The 16,248-nt window shown below is 67.8% G+C and carries 16 protein-coding genes and 1 pseudogene; 5 read left to right on the top strand and 12 right to left on the bottom strand.

Translation table 11 applies throughout. The features are described 5' to 3' along the window. Positions 1 to 11: 11 nt before the first annotated feature. On the top strand, positions 12 to 887 hold the full coding sequence (gene tsf / locus DFP88_RS03845; protein ID WP_110813095.1) for a translation elongation factor Ts: 876 nt from the start codon (positions 12 to 14) through the stop codon (positions 885 to 887). Between the two features lie 287 nt (positions 888 to 1,174). Here tsf and DFP88_RS03850 read toward each other — a convergent pair whose 3' ends face one another. Both DFP88_RS03850 and aroQ read right to left on the bottom strand, forming a co-directional pair. Next, positions 1,175 to 1,948, bottom strand: coding sequence for a LuxR family transcriptional regulator (locus DFP88_RS03850; protein WP_245904665.1), 774 nt, complete (start codon positions 1,946 to 1,948; stop codon positions 1,175 to 1,177). Further along, positions 1,945 to 2,385 carry a type II 3-dehydroquinate dehydratase gene (gene aroQ / locus DFP88_RS03855; protein WP_110813096.1) on the bottom strand — a complete coding sequence of 147 codons (441 nt, stop codon included), beginning with the start codon at positions 2,383 to 2,385 and terminating at the stop codon, positions 1,945 to 1,947. The genes DFP88_RS03850 and aroQ overlap by 4 nt, the downstream gene beginning before the upstream one ends. A 159-nt stretch (positions 2,386 to 2,544) precedes the next feature. Between aroQ and queF the strand changes: the two are divergent. Further along, positions 2,545 to 3,013: pseudogene (gene queF, locus DFP88_RS03860) on the top strand (preQ(1) synthase). Between the two features lie 8 nt (positions 3,014 to 3,021). Here queF and phoB read toward each other — a convergent pair. The 7 genes from phoB to DFP88_RS03895 form a co-directional block, all read right to left on the bottom strand. Continuing rightward, the gene (gene phoB, locus DFP88_RS03865; RefSeq protein ID WP_110813097.1) at positions 3,022 to 3,711 is read right to left on the bottom strand and encodes a phosphate regulon transcriptional regulator PhoB; all 690 of its coding nucleotides are present in this window, start codon (positions 3,709 to 3,711) and stop codon (positions 3,022 to 3,024) included. 3 nt (positions 3,712 to 3,714) lie between these two features. Then, a complete protein-coding gene (gene phoU, locus DFP88_RS03870; protein ID WP_110813098.1) occupies positions 3,715 to 4,431 on the bottom strand; it encodes a phosphate signaling complex protein PhoU in 717 nt (238 codons plus the stop codon). Between the two features lie 9 nt (positions 4,432 to 4,440). Continuing rightward, positions 4,441 to 5,238, bottom strand: coding sequence for a phosphate ABC transporter ATP-binding protein PstB (pstB, locus tag DFP88_RS03875; RefSeq protein ID WP_110813099.1), 798 nt, complete (start codon positions 5,236 to 5,238; stop codon positions 4,441 to 4,443). 21 nt (positions 5,239 to 5,259) lie between these two features. Continuing rightward, positions 5,260 to 6,621 carry a phosphate ABC transporter permease PstA gene (pstA, locus tag DFP88_RS03880; protein WP_110813100.1) on the bottom strand — a complete coding sequence of 454 codons (1,362 nt, stop codon included), beginning with the start codon at positions 6,619 to 6,621 and terminating at the stop codon, positions 5,260 to 5,262. Next, positions 6,618 to 8,072: a phosphate ABC transporter permease subunit PstC gene (pstC, locus tag DFP88_RS03885; RefSeq protein WP_110813101.1), complete on the bottom strand. Its 1,455-nt coding sequence runs from the start codon at positions 8,070 to 8,072 to the stop codon at positions 6,618 to 6,620. Before pstC ends, pstA begins: the two co-directional genes overlap by 4 nt. Positions 8,073 to 8,163: 91 nt before the next feature. Beyond that, positions 8,164 to 9,243 carry a PstS family phosphate ABC transporter substrate-binding protein gene (locus DFP88_RS03890; protein WP_110813102.1) on the bottom strand — a complete coding sequence of 360 codons (1,080 nt, stop codon included), beginning with the start codon at positions 9,241 to 9,243 and terminating at the stop codon, positions 8,164 to 8,166. A 280-nt stretch (positions 9,244 to 9,523) separates the two neighbouring features. Further along, positions 9,524 to 10,564: a sensor histidine kinase gene (locus DFP88_RS03895; protein ID WP_110813103.1), complete on the bottom strand. Its 1,041-nt coding sequence runs from the start codon at positions 10,562 to 10,564 to the stop codon at positions 9,524 to 9,526. 135 nt (positions 10,565 to 10,699) lie between these two features. On the opposite strand from DFP88_RS03895, the gene DFP88_RS03900 reads away from it, so the two are divergent. Further along, positions 10,700 to 11,065 (top strand): hypothetical protein, encoded by a 366-nt coding sequence (locus tag DFP88_RS03900; protein WP_110813104.1) that lies wholly within the window; start codon positions 10,700 to 10,702, stop codon positions 11,063 to 11,065. Here the strand turns inward: DFP88_RS03900 and DFP88_RS03905 are convergent. Continuing rightward, a complete protein-coding gene (locus tag DFP88_RS03905) occupies positions 11,062 to 11,592 on the bottom strand; it encodes a gamma carbonic anhydrase family protein (RefSeq protein WP_110813105.1) in 531 nt (176 codons plus the stop codon). The two genes, DFP88_RS03900 and DFP88_RS03905, sit on opposite strands and share 4 nt — an antisense overlap. 1 nt (position 11,593) lies before the next feature. Beyond that, the gene (gene gmk / locus DFP88_RS03910) at positions 11,594 to 12,247 is read right to left on the bottom strand and encodes a guanylate kinase (RefSeq protein WP_110813106.1); all 654 of its coding nucleotides are present in this window, start codon (positions 12,245 to 12,247) and stop codon (positions 11,594 to 11,596) included. 202 nt (positions 12,248 to 12,449) lie between these two features. Between gmk and DFP88_RS03915 the strand changes: the two genes are divergently transcribed. Beyond that, on the top strand, positions 12,450 to 13,205 hold the full coding sequence (locus DFP88_RS03915) for a PAS domain-containing protein (RefSeq protein ID WP_181418551.1): 756 nt from the start codon (positions 12,450 to 12,452) through the stop codon (positions 13,203 to 13,205). 301 nt (positions 13,206 to 13,506) lie between these two features. On the opposite strand, the gene DFP88_RS03920 is transcribed toward DFP88_RS03915, so the two are convergent. After that, positions 13,507 to 14,880 carry a class II 3-deoxy-7-phosphoheptulonate synthase gene (locus DFP88_RS03920; protein WP_110813108.1) on the bottom strand — a complete coding sequence of 458 codons (1,374 nt, stop codon included), beginning with the start codon at positions 14,878 to 14,880 and terminating at the stop codon, positions 13,507 to 13,509. A gap of 301 nt (positions 14,881 to 15,181) precedes the next feature. On the opposite strand from DFP88_RS03920, the gene DFP88_RS03925 reads away from it, so the two are divergent. Further along, the gene (locus tag DFP88_RS03925; protein ID WP_281268149.1) at positions 15,182 to 16,114 is read left to right on the top strand and encodes a GlxA family transcriptional regulator; all 933 of its coding nucleotides are present in this window, start codon (positions 15,182 to 15,184) and stop codon (positions 16,112 to 16,114) included. Positions 16,115 to 16,248: the final 134 nt, after the last annotated feature.

Consider the following 16,248-nt stretch of genomic DNA (forward strand, 5'->3'; position numbering starts at 1 on the left):
GGAGACCCGTGATGGCTATCACTGCGAGCATGGTGAAGGAGCTCCGCGAGAGCACCGGCGCCGGCATGATGGATGCCAAGAAGGCGCTGACCGAGACCGATGGCGACATGACCGCCGCCGTCGACTGGCTGCGCACCAAGGGCCTGGCCAAGGCCGCCAAGAAATCCGGCCGCACGGCCGCCGAGGGCCTTGTCGCCGTCGCGAGCGAGGCCGGCCGCGGCGTCGCCGTCGAGGTGAACTCGGAAACCGACTTCGTCGGCAAGAACGCTGAGTTCCAGGCGATGGTCGGCAAGATCGCCGATGCCGCCCTGACCGTCGACAACGTCGAGGCGCTGAAGACCGCGCAGGTCGATGGCAAGCCCGTCGAGACGGTCGTGACCGAGGCCATCGCCCGCATCGGCGAGAACATGAGCCTGCGCCGCATGGCCAGCGTCACCGGCGACAAGGTCACGGTCTACGTGCACAACCAGGTCACCGAGGGCATGGGCAAGATCGGCGTTCTCGTCGGCTATTCCGGCGGCGACGACGCCTTCGCCCGTCAGGTCGCGATGCATATCGCCGCCTCGAACCCGGCCTCGCTGAGCGAGGCGGATCTCGACCCCGAGATCCTCGCCAAGGAGCGGCAGGTCCAGATGGACATCGCCCGCGAGAGCGGCAAGCCCGAGCAGGTCATCGAGAAGATGATCGAAGGCCGGATGAAGAAATTCACCGCCGAATCGACGCTGCTGGGCCAGGCCTTCGTCGTGAACCCCGACCTGACGGTCGAGGCCGCGGCCGCCGAAGCCGGCGTGACGATCCAGGGCTTCGCCCGCCTCGCCGTCGGCGAAGGCATCGAGCGCGAGCAGGAAGACTTCGCCGCCGAGGTCGCCAAGACCCGCGGCGCCTGATCGCCCCAACGCGTCAGACGTTTTGCGCCGCCCCTGTCAAAGGGGGCGGCGTTTTCCGTTTCAAAGTAAGGGCCTGAAGGCCGATGCTCACGGGTTACAGGAACCGGCCCGCCGGCCGAAATTACCGGCAGACCGATTTACGGCCATCCCGCAGGGGCCTGATATCGCAGGCATCCGGGGACCGGGTTCCAGGCCAGAAAAGACCGCTGCACGGAACCCAGGTAGGGTAACCTAGCGGTAGCGTGATTTTAAGTCAGGTTTTACGGACTATGCGAGGGCAGGGGGCTTCACCCCTCGGCCTCAAGCACGAAGATCTGATTCGAATAGGCCGCTTTGAGAAGCGCCTGCGCGGTGGTCTCCGCATCCAGCGCCTCGCGCGCCAGCCGCAGGTGCTTTTCGATCGTCGCCGGCGTCAGCGCCATCAGCGCGGCGATGTCCTGCGTCGTCTTGCCGTCGCCGACCCATTCCAGCACTTCGCGCTGGCGCGCCGTCAGGCGGCGCGAGCCATGGGGCAGGGTCAGCAGCTTGAGATGCACGACGGTGTTCAGCACCATGAGCGTCTCGCCATGTCGCTCCCAGACCGCGTCGACCTCGGCTTGGGTAATTTCGGGGCGGGCCGTCAGGGCGATCGCGCCCTTGGACCGCTGCGACCAGGGCGCGAAGCTGATCGTGTAGCCGGCCGAGACGCCCATGCGGCGGTTGAATTCCAGCACCTTCCGCTCCTCCGCCGAGAGGCTGCCGTCTTGCTCCCACTGCGCGAGGCGGCTCCAGCTGCAGGCGCCGTCGTTGGCCATTGCCCAATGTACCATTGGCGCCTGGCGGTAGAGCTCGTTGCGAAGAAAGCCATCGACATAGCCCGGCTCATGGGTGGTCAGCACGACCCAGTCGTCGGGATTGCCGAGAGAGGCATCCATCCTGTAGCGCGTAAAGCCGTAGAGCAGTCGATCGAAGCCGTAGCGCTTCATGCAGGCGGCATGCAGGTCCCAGACCTCGGCGGTGCGGCGGGCCTGGGTCAGCGCATGGAGGTGCCGCGTCAGCCCGGCTTCGTCGAGGCCGGTCACGGCGGATCGAGATGCGACGCGAGGGCGCGCAGGCCCAACAGGTAGACATCCGTGCCGAAGCCCGCGATCTGCCCGAGCGCGACCGGTGCGATGAGCGAGGTGTGGCGAAACGCCTCGCGCGCGTGGATATTCGACAGGTGCACCTCGATCACCGGCAGCGCCACGCCGGCGATGGCGTCGCGCAGCGCGACCGAGGTATGGGTATAGGCGCCGGCATTCAGGACGATCCCGGCATGCCGTCCACGTGCCTCGTGGATCGCGTCGATCAGCGCGCCTTCGTGGTTCGACTGCAGGAAGGCCAACTCGAGCCCGAGCGTCCCGGCAAGCGCGCGACACTGCGCCTCGACATCGGCGAGGGTCGCGCTGCCGTAGATCTCGGGCTGGCGCGTGCCGAGCAGATTGAGGTTCGGCCCATTGAGGACGAGGATCGAATGCATGTCTGTCATCATGCAACTGTGACCGGTTTTAGTCGCCGCGCCAAGGTAGGATGGATCCGTACATTACATAATACAGATTATACGACTAACGCGTACTATGGAACGGGTGCCCATGATGCCTTATGCCGCCCCCATTCCCCCGACACCGCGCGGGGCAGCATGAGCGACGAGACCATTTATTCCGGCCTGACGCAGCTTGGGCAAACCACGCATACTCCTTGACAGCCCCGAGACCGCGGTGCTGGAGCGCGTGCCCAACCCGCAGCCCGAGGCGCGCTATGCCGTGCGCTTCACCGCGCCGGAGTTCACCTCGCTCTGCCCGATGACCGGCCAGCCGGACTTCGCCCACCTGGTGATCGACTACGTGCCGCAGGACTGGCTGGTCGAGAGCAAGTCGCTGAAGCTGTACCTGACCAGCTTCCGCAATCACGGCGCCTTCCACGAGGATTGCACCGTCGCCATCGGCCTGCGCCTGCGAGAGCTGCTGGATCCGCATTGGCTGCGCATCGGCGGCTACTGGTATCCGCGCGGCGGCATCCCGATCGATGTCTTCTACCAGACCGGTGCCACCCCGCAGGATGTCTGGATCCCCGACCAGGGTGTGCCCCCCTACCGCGGTCGCGGCTGACCCTAGGGTCAGCCGAGCGCGTAGCCCGATCCGCGCACCGTGCGCACCGGATCGGCGCCGCCGTTCTTGGTCAGGATCTTGCGTAGCCGTCCGACATGGACGTCGACGGTGCGCGTGTCGACGTAGATGTCGCGCCCCCAGACCCGGTCGAGCAATTGCTCGCGGCTCCAGACGCGGCCGGGCTTTTCCATGAAGGTGGCCAGCAGCCGGAATTCCGTCGGGCCCAGCTTCAGCAGGTCCTCGGCGCGGTGGACGCGGTGCGTCTCGGCATCGAGCGTGATGTCCTCGAAGGTCAGCATCTGCCCGACCGAGGCCGGCCGCGACCGGCGTAGCTGCGTCCGCACGCGGGCCATCAGCTCTGACACGGAATAAGGCTTGGTCACGTAATCGTCGGCGCCGGTCTCCAGCCCGCGCACGAGATCCGTCTCCTCGGACCGGGCCGAAAGCATGATGATCGGCACCTGCCGCGTCTCGGCCCGCGTCTTGAGCCGGCGGCAGATCTCGATCCCCGAAACCGAGGGTAGCATCCAGTCGAGGACGATGACGTCCGGCGTCTCTTCCGAGACCATGACAAGCGCCTCTTCGCCATCGCCTGCCTCGGAGGTGCGGAACCCCTCGGACTGCAGGTTGTAGCTGAGGACCTCGCGCTGCGAGGGCTCGTCCTCGATGATCAGGACATGCGGTTGCACGCTGCGCATGGTCTACTCCGCCTCGGTGGCGTAGGCCGTCTTGTCGGCCTTGGGCCGGGTGTCGTCGGGCATGGAGCCGGTGGCGATATAGACCACCTGCTCGGCCATGTTGGTGACCAGATCGCCCATCCGCTCGATGTTCTTGGCCACGAAGTGAAGATGCATGCAGGCAGTGATGCTGCGCGGATCCTCCATCATGTAGGTCAGGAACTCGCGGAACAGCGCGTTGTACATCTGGTCGATGTCGTGGTCGCGGTGGATCACGTCCATCGCCAGATCGACGTCGCGCTGGGTGAAGGCATCCAGCGCATCCTTGAGCATGATCTCGACCTCGCGCGCCATTCGGCGCAGCGTGGCATCGGCGCCGGTGATCGGCCGCATCTCGACCAGCACCGTGGTGCGCTTGGCGATGTTCTTGGCGTAGTCCCCGACCCGCTCGAGGCTGGCGGCCAGCTTGAGCACCGAGAGGATGACCCGCAGATCGCGCGAGACCGGCGCCCGGATCGCGATGACGCGGGCGGCCTCCTCGTTCACGCGCTCCTCGATCTCGTCGATGGCGCGGTCGCCGCGGCGCACCTTCTCGGCCAGCTCGACGTCCCGCGATTCAAGGCTGCGCGCCCCGTCGAGGATGGCCGCCTCGACGAGGCCGCCCATCTTCAGGATCATCGCCTGGATCGCTTCGAGGTCGCGGTCGTAGGCGGATGCGATGTGTTGGTCCTGGTCCTGCATGGCTGGCCCCTATCCGATGCGGCCCGAGATGTAGCTCTCGGTCCGGCTGTCCTCGGGATTGGTGAAGATGGTTCCGGTCTCGCCGTATTCGACGAGATCGCCCAGATGGAAGAAGGCGGTCCGCTGGCTGACTCGCGCGGCCTGCTGCATGGAGTGCGTGACGATCACCACCGAGAAGTTCTGCCGCAGCTCGTCGATCAGCTCCTCGACCTGGGCCGTGGCGATGGGATCGAGCGCCGAGCAGGGCTCGTCCATCAGCAGTACCTCGGGTTCGGTCGCAACCGCGCGCGCGATGCAGATACGCTGCTGCTGCCCGCCCGACAGGCCCGTGGCGGGCGCATGCAGGCGATCCTTGACCTCGTTCCAGATGGCCCCGCGGCGCAGGGCACGCTCGACGATCTCGTCCATCTCCTTGCGGTTCTTTGCGAGGCCGTGGATGCGCGGGCCATAGGCCACGTTGTCGTAGATCGACTTCGGGAATGGGTTCGGCTTCTGGAACACCATGCCGACCTTGGCGCGCAGCTGCACGGGATCGACGCGGCTGTCGTAGATGTTCTGGTCGTCGATCTTGATCTCGCCGGTGATTTTGCAGGCCGAGATGGTGTCGTTCATCCGGTTCAGGCAGCGCAGGAAGGTCGATTTGCCGCAGCCCGAGGGGCCGATGAAGGCGGTGACCATCCGGTCCGCGATATCGACGTCGACGTCCTTGATCGCGTGGTTGTCGCCGTAGAAGACGTTCACCCCGCGCGCCCGGATCTTCGTATCGTCCATCTGTTTCGCCCTGTCGCCCAGTCGCATGTCGTTCATAGTGAAGCCCCCTACCCTGCGTTACCAGCGCCGTTCGAACCGGCGCCGCAGCAGGACCGCGACGATGTTCATCAAAAGAAGGAAGGCCAGCAGGACGATGATGCCGCCCCAGGCCCGCTCGTAATAGGCCGGATCGGCCCGCTTGGCCCATTCGTAGATCTGCGCCGGCATGGCCGAGTTGGGATCGGTGAAGCCGCTCGTGAAGCTGTCCGGGTATTCGGAGGCGATGAAGCCGACCATGCCGATCAGCAAGAGCGGCGCCGTCTCGCCAAGCGCCTGTGCCAGCCCGAGGATGGTGCCGGTCAGGATGCCGGGCATCGCCAGCGGCAGCACGTGGTGCATCGTGGCCTGCATCTTCGAGGCGCCGACGCCGAGCGCGGCATCGCGGATCGAGGGCGGCACGGCGCGCAGCGAGGCGCGGGTCGAGATGATGATTGTCGGCAGCGTCATCAGTGTCAGCACCAGCCCGCCGACCAGCGGCGCCGAGGCCGGCAGATGCGCGAACTGGATGAAGGCCGCGAGGCCGAGGATACCGAAGACAATTGAAGGCACCGCCGCGAGGTTCGAGATGTTCACCTCGATCAGGTCGGTGAAGCGGTTCTCGGGCGCAAATTCCTCGAGGTAGATCGAGGCCGCGACGCCGATCGGTAGCGCGAGCAGAAGCACCACCAGCATCATGTAGAAGCTGCCCAAAACGGAGGCGCCGAGGCCGGCCTCCTCGGGGCGGGAATCGGAGGCATCCGTTCCGGTGATGAAATCGAGGTTGAAGCGCCGCTCGACCGAGCCCTCGGCCTTCAGCGCATCGATGATCTCGAGATGCGCGGCATCGAGGTTGGGATCGCGGGCCAGCGCCTCGCGGGTGACGCGGCCCTTCATGTAGCCATCGACGCGGGACGAGGCCAGCAGGTCGAACTCGACCGTCTCGCCCACGACCTCGGGGTTGGCCAGCACGTGGTTGCGCAGCTGCGCCGCCGCGCCAGAGGACAGGATGCGCGCCAGCCGGTCCGGGGTAACCTCGGTCTCGATGCCGGACTGCGCCAGCCGGTCCACCAGCGCCGCTTGGATTAGCGGCGCGTAGCTGAAGGTCGTCTTCTGCGCGATCACGGCGGGATCGCCCGTCGCATCGGGATCCAGCACCTCCTGGTCCAGCGTCACATCGACCTGGATGTAGGTCTGGGTGAAGGCCGGAAGCCCGTTCTTCACGATCGAGAAGAGCAGCACGCAGAGAAAGGCCATCGCGATCGAGATTGCCGCGATGCCATAGGCCCTGAAGCGCTTCTCGGCGCGGTTGCGGGCCTTGATGCGCGGGTTCTCCGCGAAAAGGGAGCCGCGGCGGGGCCCGTCCTGCTGCGGATGGGCCCCGCCCTCGGGGATGTCGGTCATTCGTACTGCTCCCGGTAGCGGCGCACGATCCAGAGTGCGAAGACGTTGAGGATCAGGGTGATGACGAAGAGCGTCATTCCCAGAGCGAAGGCGACGAGCGCCTCGGGGCTGGAGAAATCCGCGTCACCCGTCAACTGGCTGACGATCTTGGCGGTGACGGTGGTCATCGCCTCGAAGGGGTTGAGGTCGAGGCGCGCAGCGGCGCCGGCCCCCAGCACGACGATCATCGTCTCGCCGATGGCGCGGCTCGCGGCCAGAAGGACCGCACCGACGATGCCCGGCAGCGCCGCCGGAAGGATCACCTGCTTGACCGTCTCCGACTGCGTCGCGCCAAGGCCGAGGCTGCCGTCGCGCATGCTTTGCGGCACGGCGTTGATGATGTCGTCCGACAGCGAGCTGACGAAGGGAATGAGCATGATGCCCATGACCAGCCCCGCCGTCATCACCGAGGTGCCGCCGCCCATCCAGCGCACGCCGAGCGCGCCGCCGGGGCCGAAGACATCCATCAGCAGCGGGCCGACGGTCAGCAGCGCGAAAAGGCCGTAGACGATGGTCGGAATGCCGGCCAGAACCTCGAGCATGGGCTTGGCCCAGGCCCGCACGGTGCGATGGGCGTATTCCGACAGGTAGATCGCTGCCAAGAGGCCGATCGGCACCGCCACGAGCAGCGCGATCAGGCTGATGTAGAGCGTGCCCCAGAGCAGCGGCAGGATCCCCAGAGAGGAGCCGCCGCCGAAGCTGGGCGCCCAGGTCGTCCCGAACAGGAAATCTGCAGCCGGATAGAGGCCGAAGAACTTGATCGTGTTGAAGATCAGCGACAGCACGATGCCGATCGTGGTGCCGATGGCAACGCAGGCCGCGGCGATCAGCGCGCCTAGGATCGCCCGTTCGACCGAGGTGCGGGCGCGGAAACCGGGCGCAACGCGCCAGAGCGCGAAGGCCCCGAGGCCGACCGCAAGGCCGATGGTCAGGATGCTGCGCAGAAGCGCGCCGCGCCCCTCGATCGTGCGATAGCGCTGCGCCGCCTCGAGCACGCCGGGCGACACCTCGGAGGCCAGAGCCGTGCCGAAGTCGGACAGGCGGTCGCGCAGGCCGTCAGCCGTCAGGCCGCGCGCCTCCTGCGCCGTCAGCCCGCCCATCGCGATGGCGCGGTCGATGCCGCCGGCAAGGCGGGTCACGTCGCTCATCACCAGCGCGGCGTTGCGGTCTTCTTCCAGGACCAGCGGCCGCACCGACCTGTCGACGACCAGCGGCTGCAGCGCCAGCCAGAGGGCCAGCACGATCAGCGCCGGCCCCGCGGCCCAGAGCGCCGCGGAAAATCCGTAGTAGTTCGGGCGCGAATGCAGGTGGCGCTGATCGCCGTCCACGGCGCTCAGGGCGCGGCGGCGTGCGAGCACGAAGCACAGCGCCGCCACGGCCAGAACAACGAGGACGATCCAGAAAGTCGACATGAATGCGGGCCTTCGGTGTGGGGACGGCCGGGCGTGGATCGCCCGGCCGGATCGTGGGGCGACGCCGGGCGCCGCCCCTGATGAACCTGGATTATTCTTGGTCCATCGTGGTCATGTTGGCCACCTTTTCCTGGGTCGCGGCCAGCTCAGGGTCCGGCACCAGGCCGTAGTTCGCGAGCGGGCCGCCGGTGCCGGCCAGCTCGTCGGAGACGAAGAAGGAGGCGAACTCCTGCAGGCCGGGGATGACGCCGACATGGGCGGCCTTGACGTAGAAGAACAGCGGACGCGAGACCGGGTAGTCGCCCGAGGCGATGGTCTCGGTCGAGGGCTCGACACCGGACATGGTGGCGACCTTCAGCGTGTCGGTGTTGTTCTCGTAGAAGGCCAGGCCGAAGACGCCGATGCCGTCCGGGTTGGAGCCGATGCGGGCCAGGGTCTCGGTGTAGTCGCCGTCGATGTCGACCGAGGTGCCGTCGGTGCGGATCGACATGCAGGCCTCTTCGGTCGCATCCTCGTCCATGCCCATGTCCATCATGGCCTGCATGGCGCCGGAATCTTCGCAGCCCTGCAGGATGACGTTCTCTTCGAAGACTTCGCGGGTGCCGTGACGGGTGCCCGGGATGAAGGCCAGGATCTCGGCGTCGGGCAGCGCGGGAAGGTCGGCCTCGGTCATGCCCCAGGCGGCCAGCTCTTCGTTGATGGCGTTCCAGTTGGCGGCATCGTTGGCGACCATCTCGCCGTCCATCGGCACTTCGGCGGCCAGGGCGGCGTACCACTGGGCGGGGACGAAGGCGTCGAAGGCCGGGCCGTCGATCTGGCTGGCGAAGACGATGCCGTCGTAGCCGATGCGGACTTCGACGATCTCGTCGACGCCGTTGGCGGCGCAGGTCTCGATCTCGCCTTCGCGGATCGGACGGCTGGCATTGGCGATGTCGATCTGGTTCTCGCCGACGCCTTCACAGAAGCGCGCGAGGCCGGCCGAGGAGCCGCCCGATTCCACGACCGGGGTCGGGAAGTCGAAGTTCTCGCCGAAGGCCTCGGCCACGATGGAGGCATAGGGCAGAACGGTCGAGGAACCGGCGATCTGGACGTTGTCGCGCGACTGGGCGGCGGCGCCGGTGGCGACGGCAGCGATGGCCAGCGCCGAGGCGCCGATTTTCGTGAAGGACATGAAGGTCTCCTGTCGGTGTGCCTAGGAGGCGCCGCATCCCGGCCCCTCCGCTGCCGTACCGCTATGGACCGGCGATTGAGCTTTTGTGACGAATACGTAATGGTTTTATGACAGTCGGCGGATCGCCCCGGCTTCCGTGGCGTCGGGCGGCGCGGGATTGCCGGTAAAGGTCCCCTGTCCCGCAATGAAGCCGGAGAAAACGCCACGCTGGCCTGTCTTTTGCGATGGTTCGTGACAGCGCCCGTCGCCAAGGCCCGGGCCGATGGACAAGGCGCCGGGCCTAGCTGAGCGGCAGGATGACGCTGAAGCGGCTGCCCTGCCCCAGCGCGCTGTCCACGCGCAGCCGCCCGCGGTGGCGGTTGACGATATGCTTGACGATGGCGAGGCCGAGGCCCGTGCCGCCGACCTCGCGGCTGCGGTGCTTGTCGACGCGGTAGAAGCGTTCGGTCAGGCGCGGGATGTGATGCGCGGCGATGCCCTCGCCGTGGTCGATGACGGTCAGCCGCACACCCTCGCCGCGCAGGCTCGGCTCGGGCTTCGGCTCGCCCAGCACGATCTCGACCGGCTTGCCGGGGCCGCCGTATTTCATCGCGTTCTCGATCAGGTTGGTCAGCACCTGCCGCAGCTGGTACTCGTCCCCCGGCACCACGATCTGCTGCTCGGGCGCCTCGACTGCCAGGGTGATCCCCTGCCCCTGCGCCGTCGGCCCGACCACGGCGACGACGCCCTCGATCAACCCCCGAAGGTCGACCGGCGCCATCGGGCGGAGCCTCTCGTCCTGCTCCACCCGGCTGAGCGACAGCAGGTCCGAAACCAGCTGCGCCATGCGCCCCGTCTCCCGCTCCATGATCCCCAGAAAGCGGTCGCGCGCCACGGCGTCGTCCCGCGCCGGGCCGCGCAGCGTCTCGACAAAGCCCAGAAGCGCGGTCAGCGGCGTGCGCAGCTCGTGGCTGACGTTGGCGACGAAATCGCGGCGGATCTGCCCCGCCTCCTCGACCTCCGTCACGTCCTGGAAACTGAGGCAGGCGCCGCGCCCGAGCGGAAGCTGCACGGCGCCGGCGGTCATCGCCCAAGTCGTCTCGCGCCGCCCCTCGGTGCCGAGGTAGCGGCCGGTGCGCGCCTCGCCGTCGCGCAGCGTCTGCTCCACCACGTCGAGGACCGCGGGCTGGCGCAGCGCGGTGATGTAGTGCCGGCCGATCCCGCCCTCGCCGAACAGGCGGACGGCTGCGGGATTGGCGGCCTCGATACGCTCCGTCGGGCCGATCACGAGGATCGGATAGGGCAGCGCAGTGATGAGCGAATCGATCAGGTGCGGAGGCATGGCTTTCGTTACCGCCCCGCCGCCCCCTCCGGTAGCCCGCAAGCAGGCGCTTGGCGCAGGGCCGCGATGCGACTATATAGGGACACAGCCCATAATTGTATACGGTTTGCTCATGTTCACGGGTTCGTTGTTCCCATGGTGTCACTCGAAAAGGCGCGGTCCCGCGATCGGGATCGGCTTCTGATCGTCGTCGACGGGGAGGAGGCGGAGGTCCCGGTGCCGGGCCTCCTCCCCGGCGAAGAGTTCAAGGCCTGCAGCTTTGCCCAGTTGGACAGCGCTCTGATCGAGCGGCTGGACCCCTCTGTCGTCGTGTCATTGCTGGTGCTGGACAAGACGGACGCCGTGGAGATCGCCGCGCGGCTGCACAGCATCGGCTACAGGGGGCGCTACAGGATCCTCATGGGCGGCGTCCCCGACCGCAGCCTGATCCGCGCAGAGCTTGCAGCCGTGGCGCCTGGCTTGACGATAGAGTTGCTCGATCTCGGCCCCGAGGCGGGCTAGGCCGGCCCGTCCAGCGGCGTCAGCCCCGCGCGGAAGCGGGCGGCATTCGCGCGGTAGCGCCCTGCCGAGAGGCGCAGCTCCTCGATCGCCGCGGCATCGAGGGGGCGTATAACCCGCGCCGGGGCGCCGATCACGAGGCTCCCGTCCGGGATCTCCTTGCCCTCCGTCACCAGCGCGCCGGCGCCGATCAGGCAGCCCGCGCCGATCCGCGCGCCGTTCAGCACCGTCGCGCCCATGCCGATCAGGCTGCCGTCGCCGATGGTGCAGCCGTGCAGGATCGCCTTGTGGCCGATGGTGCACAGGGCGCCGACCGTCAGCGGGTGGCCAATGTCGGTATGCAGCACCGCGTTGTCCTGCACGTTGCTGCCTTCGCCGATCACGATCGGCTCGTTGTCGCCCCGCAGCACGGCGCCGAACCAGACGGAGTTGCCTTCGGCCAGCACGACGCGCCCCATGACATGCGCGCCCGGCGCGACCCAGGCGTCCTGCGCCACCTCCGGCTCTAGACCCTTCAGCGCGTAAAGCATGTCAGTCCTCTCCGCCCGAAAGCGGCCTTGCCCCCTCGGCCGAGAGGTCCCGCACGAAGCCGTTCAGCCAGGGCTGCCGGCCGCGCCGCAGACGCTCTGCCGTCAGGATCGTGCGCAGCGACTGCTCGCAGGCATCGACATCGCGATTGACCAGGACGTAGTCGTATTCGGCCCAGTGGCTGATCTCGGCCAGGCTCTTGCCCATGCGCGCCGCGATCACGGCCTCGCTGTCGTGGGCCCGCGCCGTGAGCCGCCGCTCGAGCTCTGCCATCGAGGGCGGCAGGATGAAGATCGAAACGACGTCCTGCCCGAGGGCCGAATTCCTGATCTGCTGGCCGCCCTGCCAGTCGATGTCGAAGAGCGTGTCCTCGCCCCGCGTCAGCGCCTGCTCCACGGGGGCCGCGGGCGTGCCGTAGAGGTTTCCGAAGACCTCGGCATGCTCGAGCATCGCCCCCTGCTCCACCATCGCGGCGAAGCGGTCCTTGTCCACGAAGTGGTACTCGCGCCCGTCGACCTCTCCCGGTCGGGGCGCCCGCGTGGTCGCCGAGACCGAGAAGCGGATCGTCGGATCCCAGTCGCGCAAGCGGCGCGCAAGCGTGGATTTTCCCGCGCCCGAGGGCGAGGACAGGATGATGAGTAGGCCGCGTCTGGTCATGCTTTCCCGGTGGTCTGGCCCCGCCGCGCAGCGGGCGCATCGCTTGGCGGCAGCTAAGGCATAGCGCCACCGCGCGGCAACCCCCCGGGGACCACCGCGCCCCGCGGTTACTCGGCGTTTACCCGTTTACGGTTTGTTAAAAGGAATGCGGCCATTTTGTGGCTATACATCAGAAACGCAATCCCAGCCGATGGAGAGACGGATGTACGGTGACATAGGACAGGGGGACCGCCACGGGCCGAACGGTGCCGTCATCGACGGTCCGGCCAGGGTCCCGGGCGCGGCCCATCCGTCCCTGCCGGAGGCGGGACAGGGCGCGCCGATGCTGGCGCTGCTGGAAGGCTACTGGAACAGCCTGCGCCGCGGGCCCAGCCTGCCCTATCGCCACCAGATCGACCCTGCCCGGATCGACGACGTTCTGCCGCGGGCCTTCGTGATCGACCATATCGCACCCGGACAGGGACGCTTCCGAGTCGCGGGTCAGGAGCTTTCGGCCCTGATGGGGCGGGCGCCGCGCGGCCAGCTGCTCTCGACGATGTTCCGTTCGGAATCGCGGGAGGTGCTGACCACCTGGATCGCCCGCGCCTTCGCCGATCCCGCCGTGGTCGAGCTGCCGCTGCTGGCCCCGCGCCGCCTGGGCCGCCCGGCGATCACAGGGCGGCTGCTGCTTCTGCCGCTGGCCGATGCCGACGGGGTCACCAGCCGCGCCCTCGGCGCCATGGTCATGGATGCCCCGATCCGCGCGCCCCGCTGGCTGCAGATCGATCCCGCGCGCGAGGTGCGCTACGAGACGCTGGAGGCCGGGACGCCGACGAGGCAGGCCGGCCTTGCGGCGGCCCCTGCCAGCCATGACCGCTCCCTCCACCTGATCAATGGCGGTTTGACCGCCGCGCGGAGGGAGACGGACCGCCGCGACGGGCCCGGCGCCGCCCTGCGGCTGGTCGTCAGCAACGCCTGACGGCGGCCGCTGAAGAGGACCGGGGTCCGTCATGCAGGGCGCTGTGGCTAGTGGGCGAGGCCCGGATGGCGCCCGCCGATGCGCCAGGCATCCCAACGCGGCATCGCGACCTTGCTGGAATGGCTTGCCCAGATCCGTGCCGCAGTCCCTATCCTGCGCTGGAGTCGCTGCGCCGCGCAGACCGCGTGCAGACCAGGCGCAGCAGCATGATCGCAAGAGACGCCTGCGGCAGAGGCGCCACCGCCGTGGCGGTCAGCGGCGGCAAGGGGCCCGAGGACCTGCCTGCCGCCGCCGCGCAGTCTCAGACGGCCTCTGCCGCCTCCTCGAGGGCCACCCGCCGCTGCTGCAGTTCCTCGGCGACGAGGAAGGCCAGCTCAAGGCTTTGCGAGGCGTTGAGGCGCGGATCGCAGGCGGTGTGGTAGCGGTCCGAGAGATCCTCGTCCGTCACCGCCCGGACGCCGCCGGTGCATTCGGTCACGTCGCGGCCCGTCATCTCGAAGTGCACGCCGCCCGGCACCGTCTCTTCTGCGCGGTGCACGGCGAAGAATTCCTCGACCTCGCGCATCACGCTGTCGAAGGGCCGGGTCTTGTAGCCCGTGCTCGACTTGATCGTGTTGCCGTGCATCGGATCGCAGACCCAGGTGACATGCGCCCCCTCTTCCTGCACGGCCTTGATCAGGCGCGGCAGGTGGTCGGCCACGCTGCCGGCGCCGAAGCGGGCGATCAGCGTCAGACGCCCCTCTTCGTTGCGGGGGTTCAGCTTGGCGATCAGCGCCTTGAGGTCGCTCGCCGTCATGCTCGGCCCGCATTTCATGCCGATCGGGTTCTGCACGCCGCGCGCGAATTCGACATGGGCGCCATCCGGCTGCCGCGTCCGGTCGCCGATCCAGATCATGTGCCCGGATCCGGCCAGCCACTTGCCCGAGGTGGAATCGAGCCGGCACAGCGCCTCCTCGTATTCCAGCAGCAGCGCCTCGTGGCTGGTGTAAAGCTCCACCGATTCCATCGCGTGGCGCGCCTCTTCGCCGATGCCGGCGGCATCCATGAAGTCGAGCGTGTCGCTGATGCGGCTCGCCATGGCGCGGTACTTCTCGGCCTCGGGGCTGGCGGTGAAACCCAGCGTCCAGGCATGGACCTTGCGCAGGTCGGCAAAGCCGCCCGTGGAAAAGGCGCGCAGCAGGTTCAGCGTGGCGGCCGATTGCAGGTAGGCCTGCAGCATCCGCTCGGGGTCGGGGATGCGGGCGCCCTCTTCGAAGGGAAAGCCGTTGATGATGTCGCCCTTGTAGGACGGCAGGTCGAGGCCGTCGCGGTTCTCCATCGCGGAAGACCGCGGCTTGGCGAACTGCCCGGCCATCCGGCCGACCTTCACCACCGGCACCTTCGCGCCGAAGGTCAGCACCATCGCCATCTGCAGCATCACCTTGAAGGTATCGCGAATGCCGTCGGCGCTGAACTCGGCAAAGCTCTCGGCGCAGTCGCCGCCCTGCAGCAGGAAGGCCTCGCCGCGCCCGGCCTTGGCCAGGTGCCCCTTCAGGCGCCGCGCCTCGCCGGCGAAGACAAGCGGCGGATAACTGGACAGGCGGCGCTCCACGGTGCCCAGATGTTCGGCATCCGGATAATCCGGCATCTGCACGCGCGGCAGACTGCGCCAGTCGGTCTTTGTCCAGTCGCTCATCGTATCGCCTCCTGTCGGCGGGCCCGTCGGATCGCAAACCTTATAGCTACAAGAGCCTCCGCCGCCAATCCGAAACGGCCCGGCGGGCGCGGCCACTTGAAATGGGCTGATGAGCGGAGGTTCACCGAGGGCAATCCGGCCCTTGCGAGCGTGACCCAAACCTGTTTCCTTCGCCCTAACCTTACGCCACGACACCCCCGAGCCGGAGGACCCCTTGCCACCTGAAAGCGCCACCCGGGGTTCCGGGACCGTCGTCCCCCTCCGCAGCCGCGGCCCGCAAAGCCAGCGTTTCGTCTTCGCGCTGCTGCCCGGCTTCACCATGCTCGCCTTCTCCTGCGCGATCGAGGCGTTGCGCGTCGCGAACCGCATGGCCGGGCACGAGATCTATCGCTGGGAGATCGCTGCCGAGAGCGACGAGGTGGCCTGCTCGAACGGGGTGACGATCCGGGCGACCTGCGATCTGGACGAGCTGGAGCGTGACGATACCGTCCTCGTCTGCGGCGGTCTCGACGTACAGAGGGGCAGCACCCGGCGCATGGTCAACTGGCTGCGGCGCGAGGCGCGGCGCGGCGCCGCGATGGGCGGGCTCTGCACCGGCAGCTACACGCTCGCCCGCGCCGGCCTTCTGGACGGCAAGCGCGCGACGATCCACTGGGAGTATCACGACAGCTTCGCCGAGGAATTCGAGGAGGTGCTGCTGACCAAGGGCATCTTCGCCGTCGACGGCGGAAGGATGACCACGGCGGGCGGCACATCGAGCCTCGATCTGATGCTGCAGCTGATCGCCGATGCCCATGGCGAGGATCTGGCCAATGCCGTGGCCGACCAGCTGATCTACTCCTCGATCCGCACCGATCAGGACACGCAGCGGCTGTCCACCCCGACCCGGATCGGCGTGCGCCATCCCAAGCTCAGCTCTGTCATCAAGGCGATGGAGCAGGCGATCGAGGATCCGATCAGCCCCGCCGTTCTGGCGCAGGATGCCGGCATGTCCACCCGCCAGCTAGAGCGGCTGTTCCGCCGCTACCTCAACCGCAGCCCCAAGCGCTACTACATGGAGCTGCGGCTGGGCCGGGCGCGCAACCTGCTGATGCAGACCGAGATGAGCGTGATCAACGTCGCCCTCGCCTGCGGTTTCACCAGCCCCTCGCATTTTTCCAAGTGCTACCGCTCGCATTACGGCACCACGCCCTACCGCGAACGCGGCAGCCACGGCGCCCGCGCGGCCCTCTAACCCGCCGGAGGATCGGGCATTTGCCCCCGTTCGGGGCAGATGCCCCAGCGTCAGACCTCTCTACCACCTTTACGAAGGTTGCGTCCCCCACTAGCGTTTCGATCAGAACAAGAAAGATCACAACAGGGAGACGA

This window comes from Pseudoroseicyclus aestuarii (genome assembly GCF_003217255.1).
Taxonomy (GTDB): domain Bacteria; phylum Pseudomonadota; class Alphaproteobacteria; order Rhodobacterales; family Rhodobacteraceae; genus Pseudoroseicyclus; species Pseudoroseicyclus aestuarii.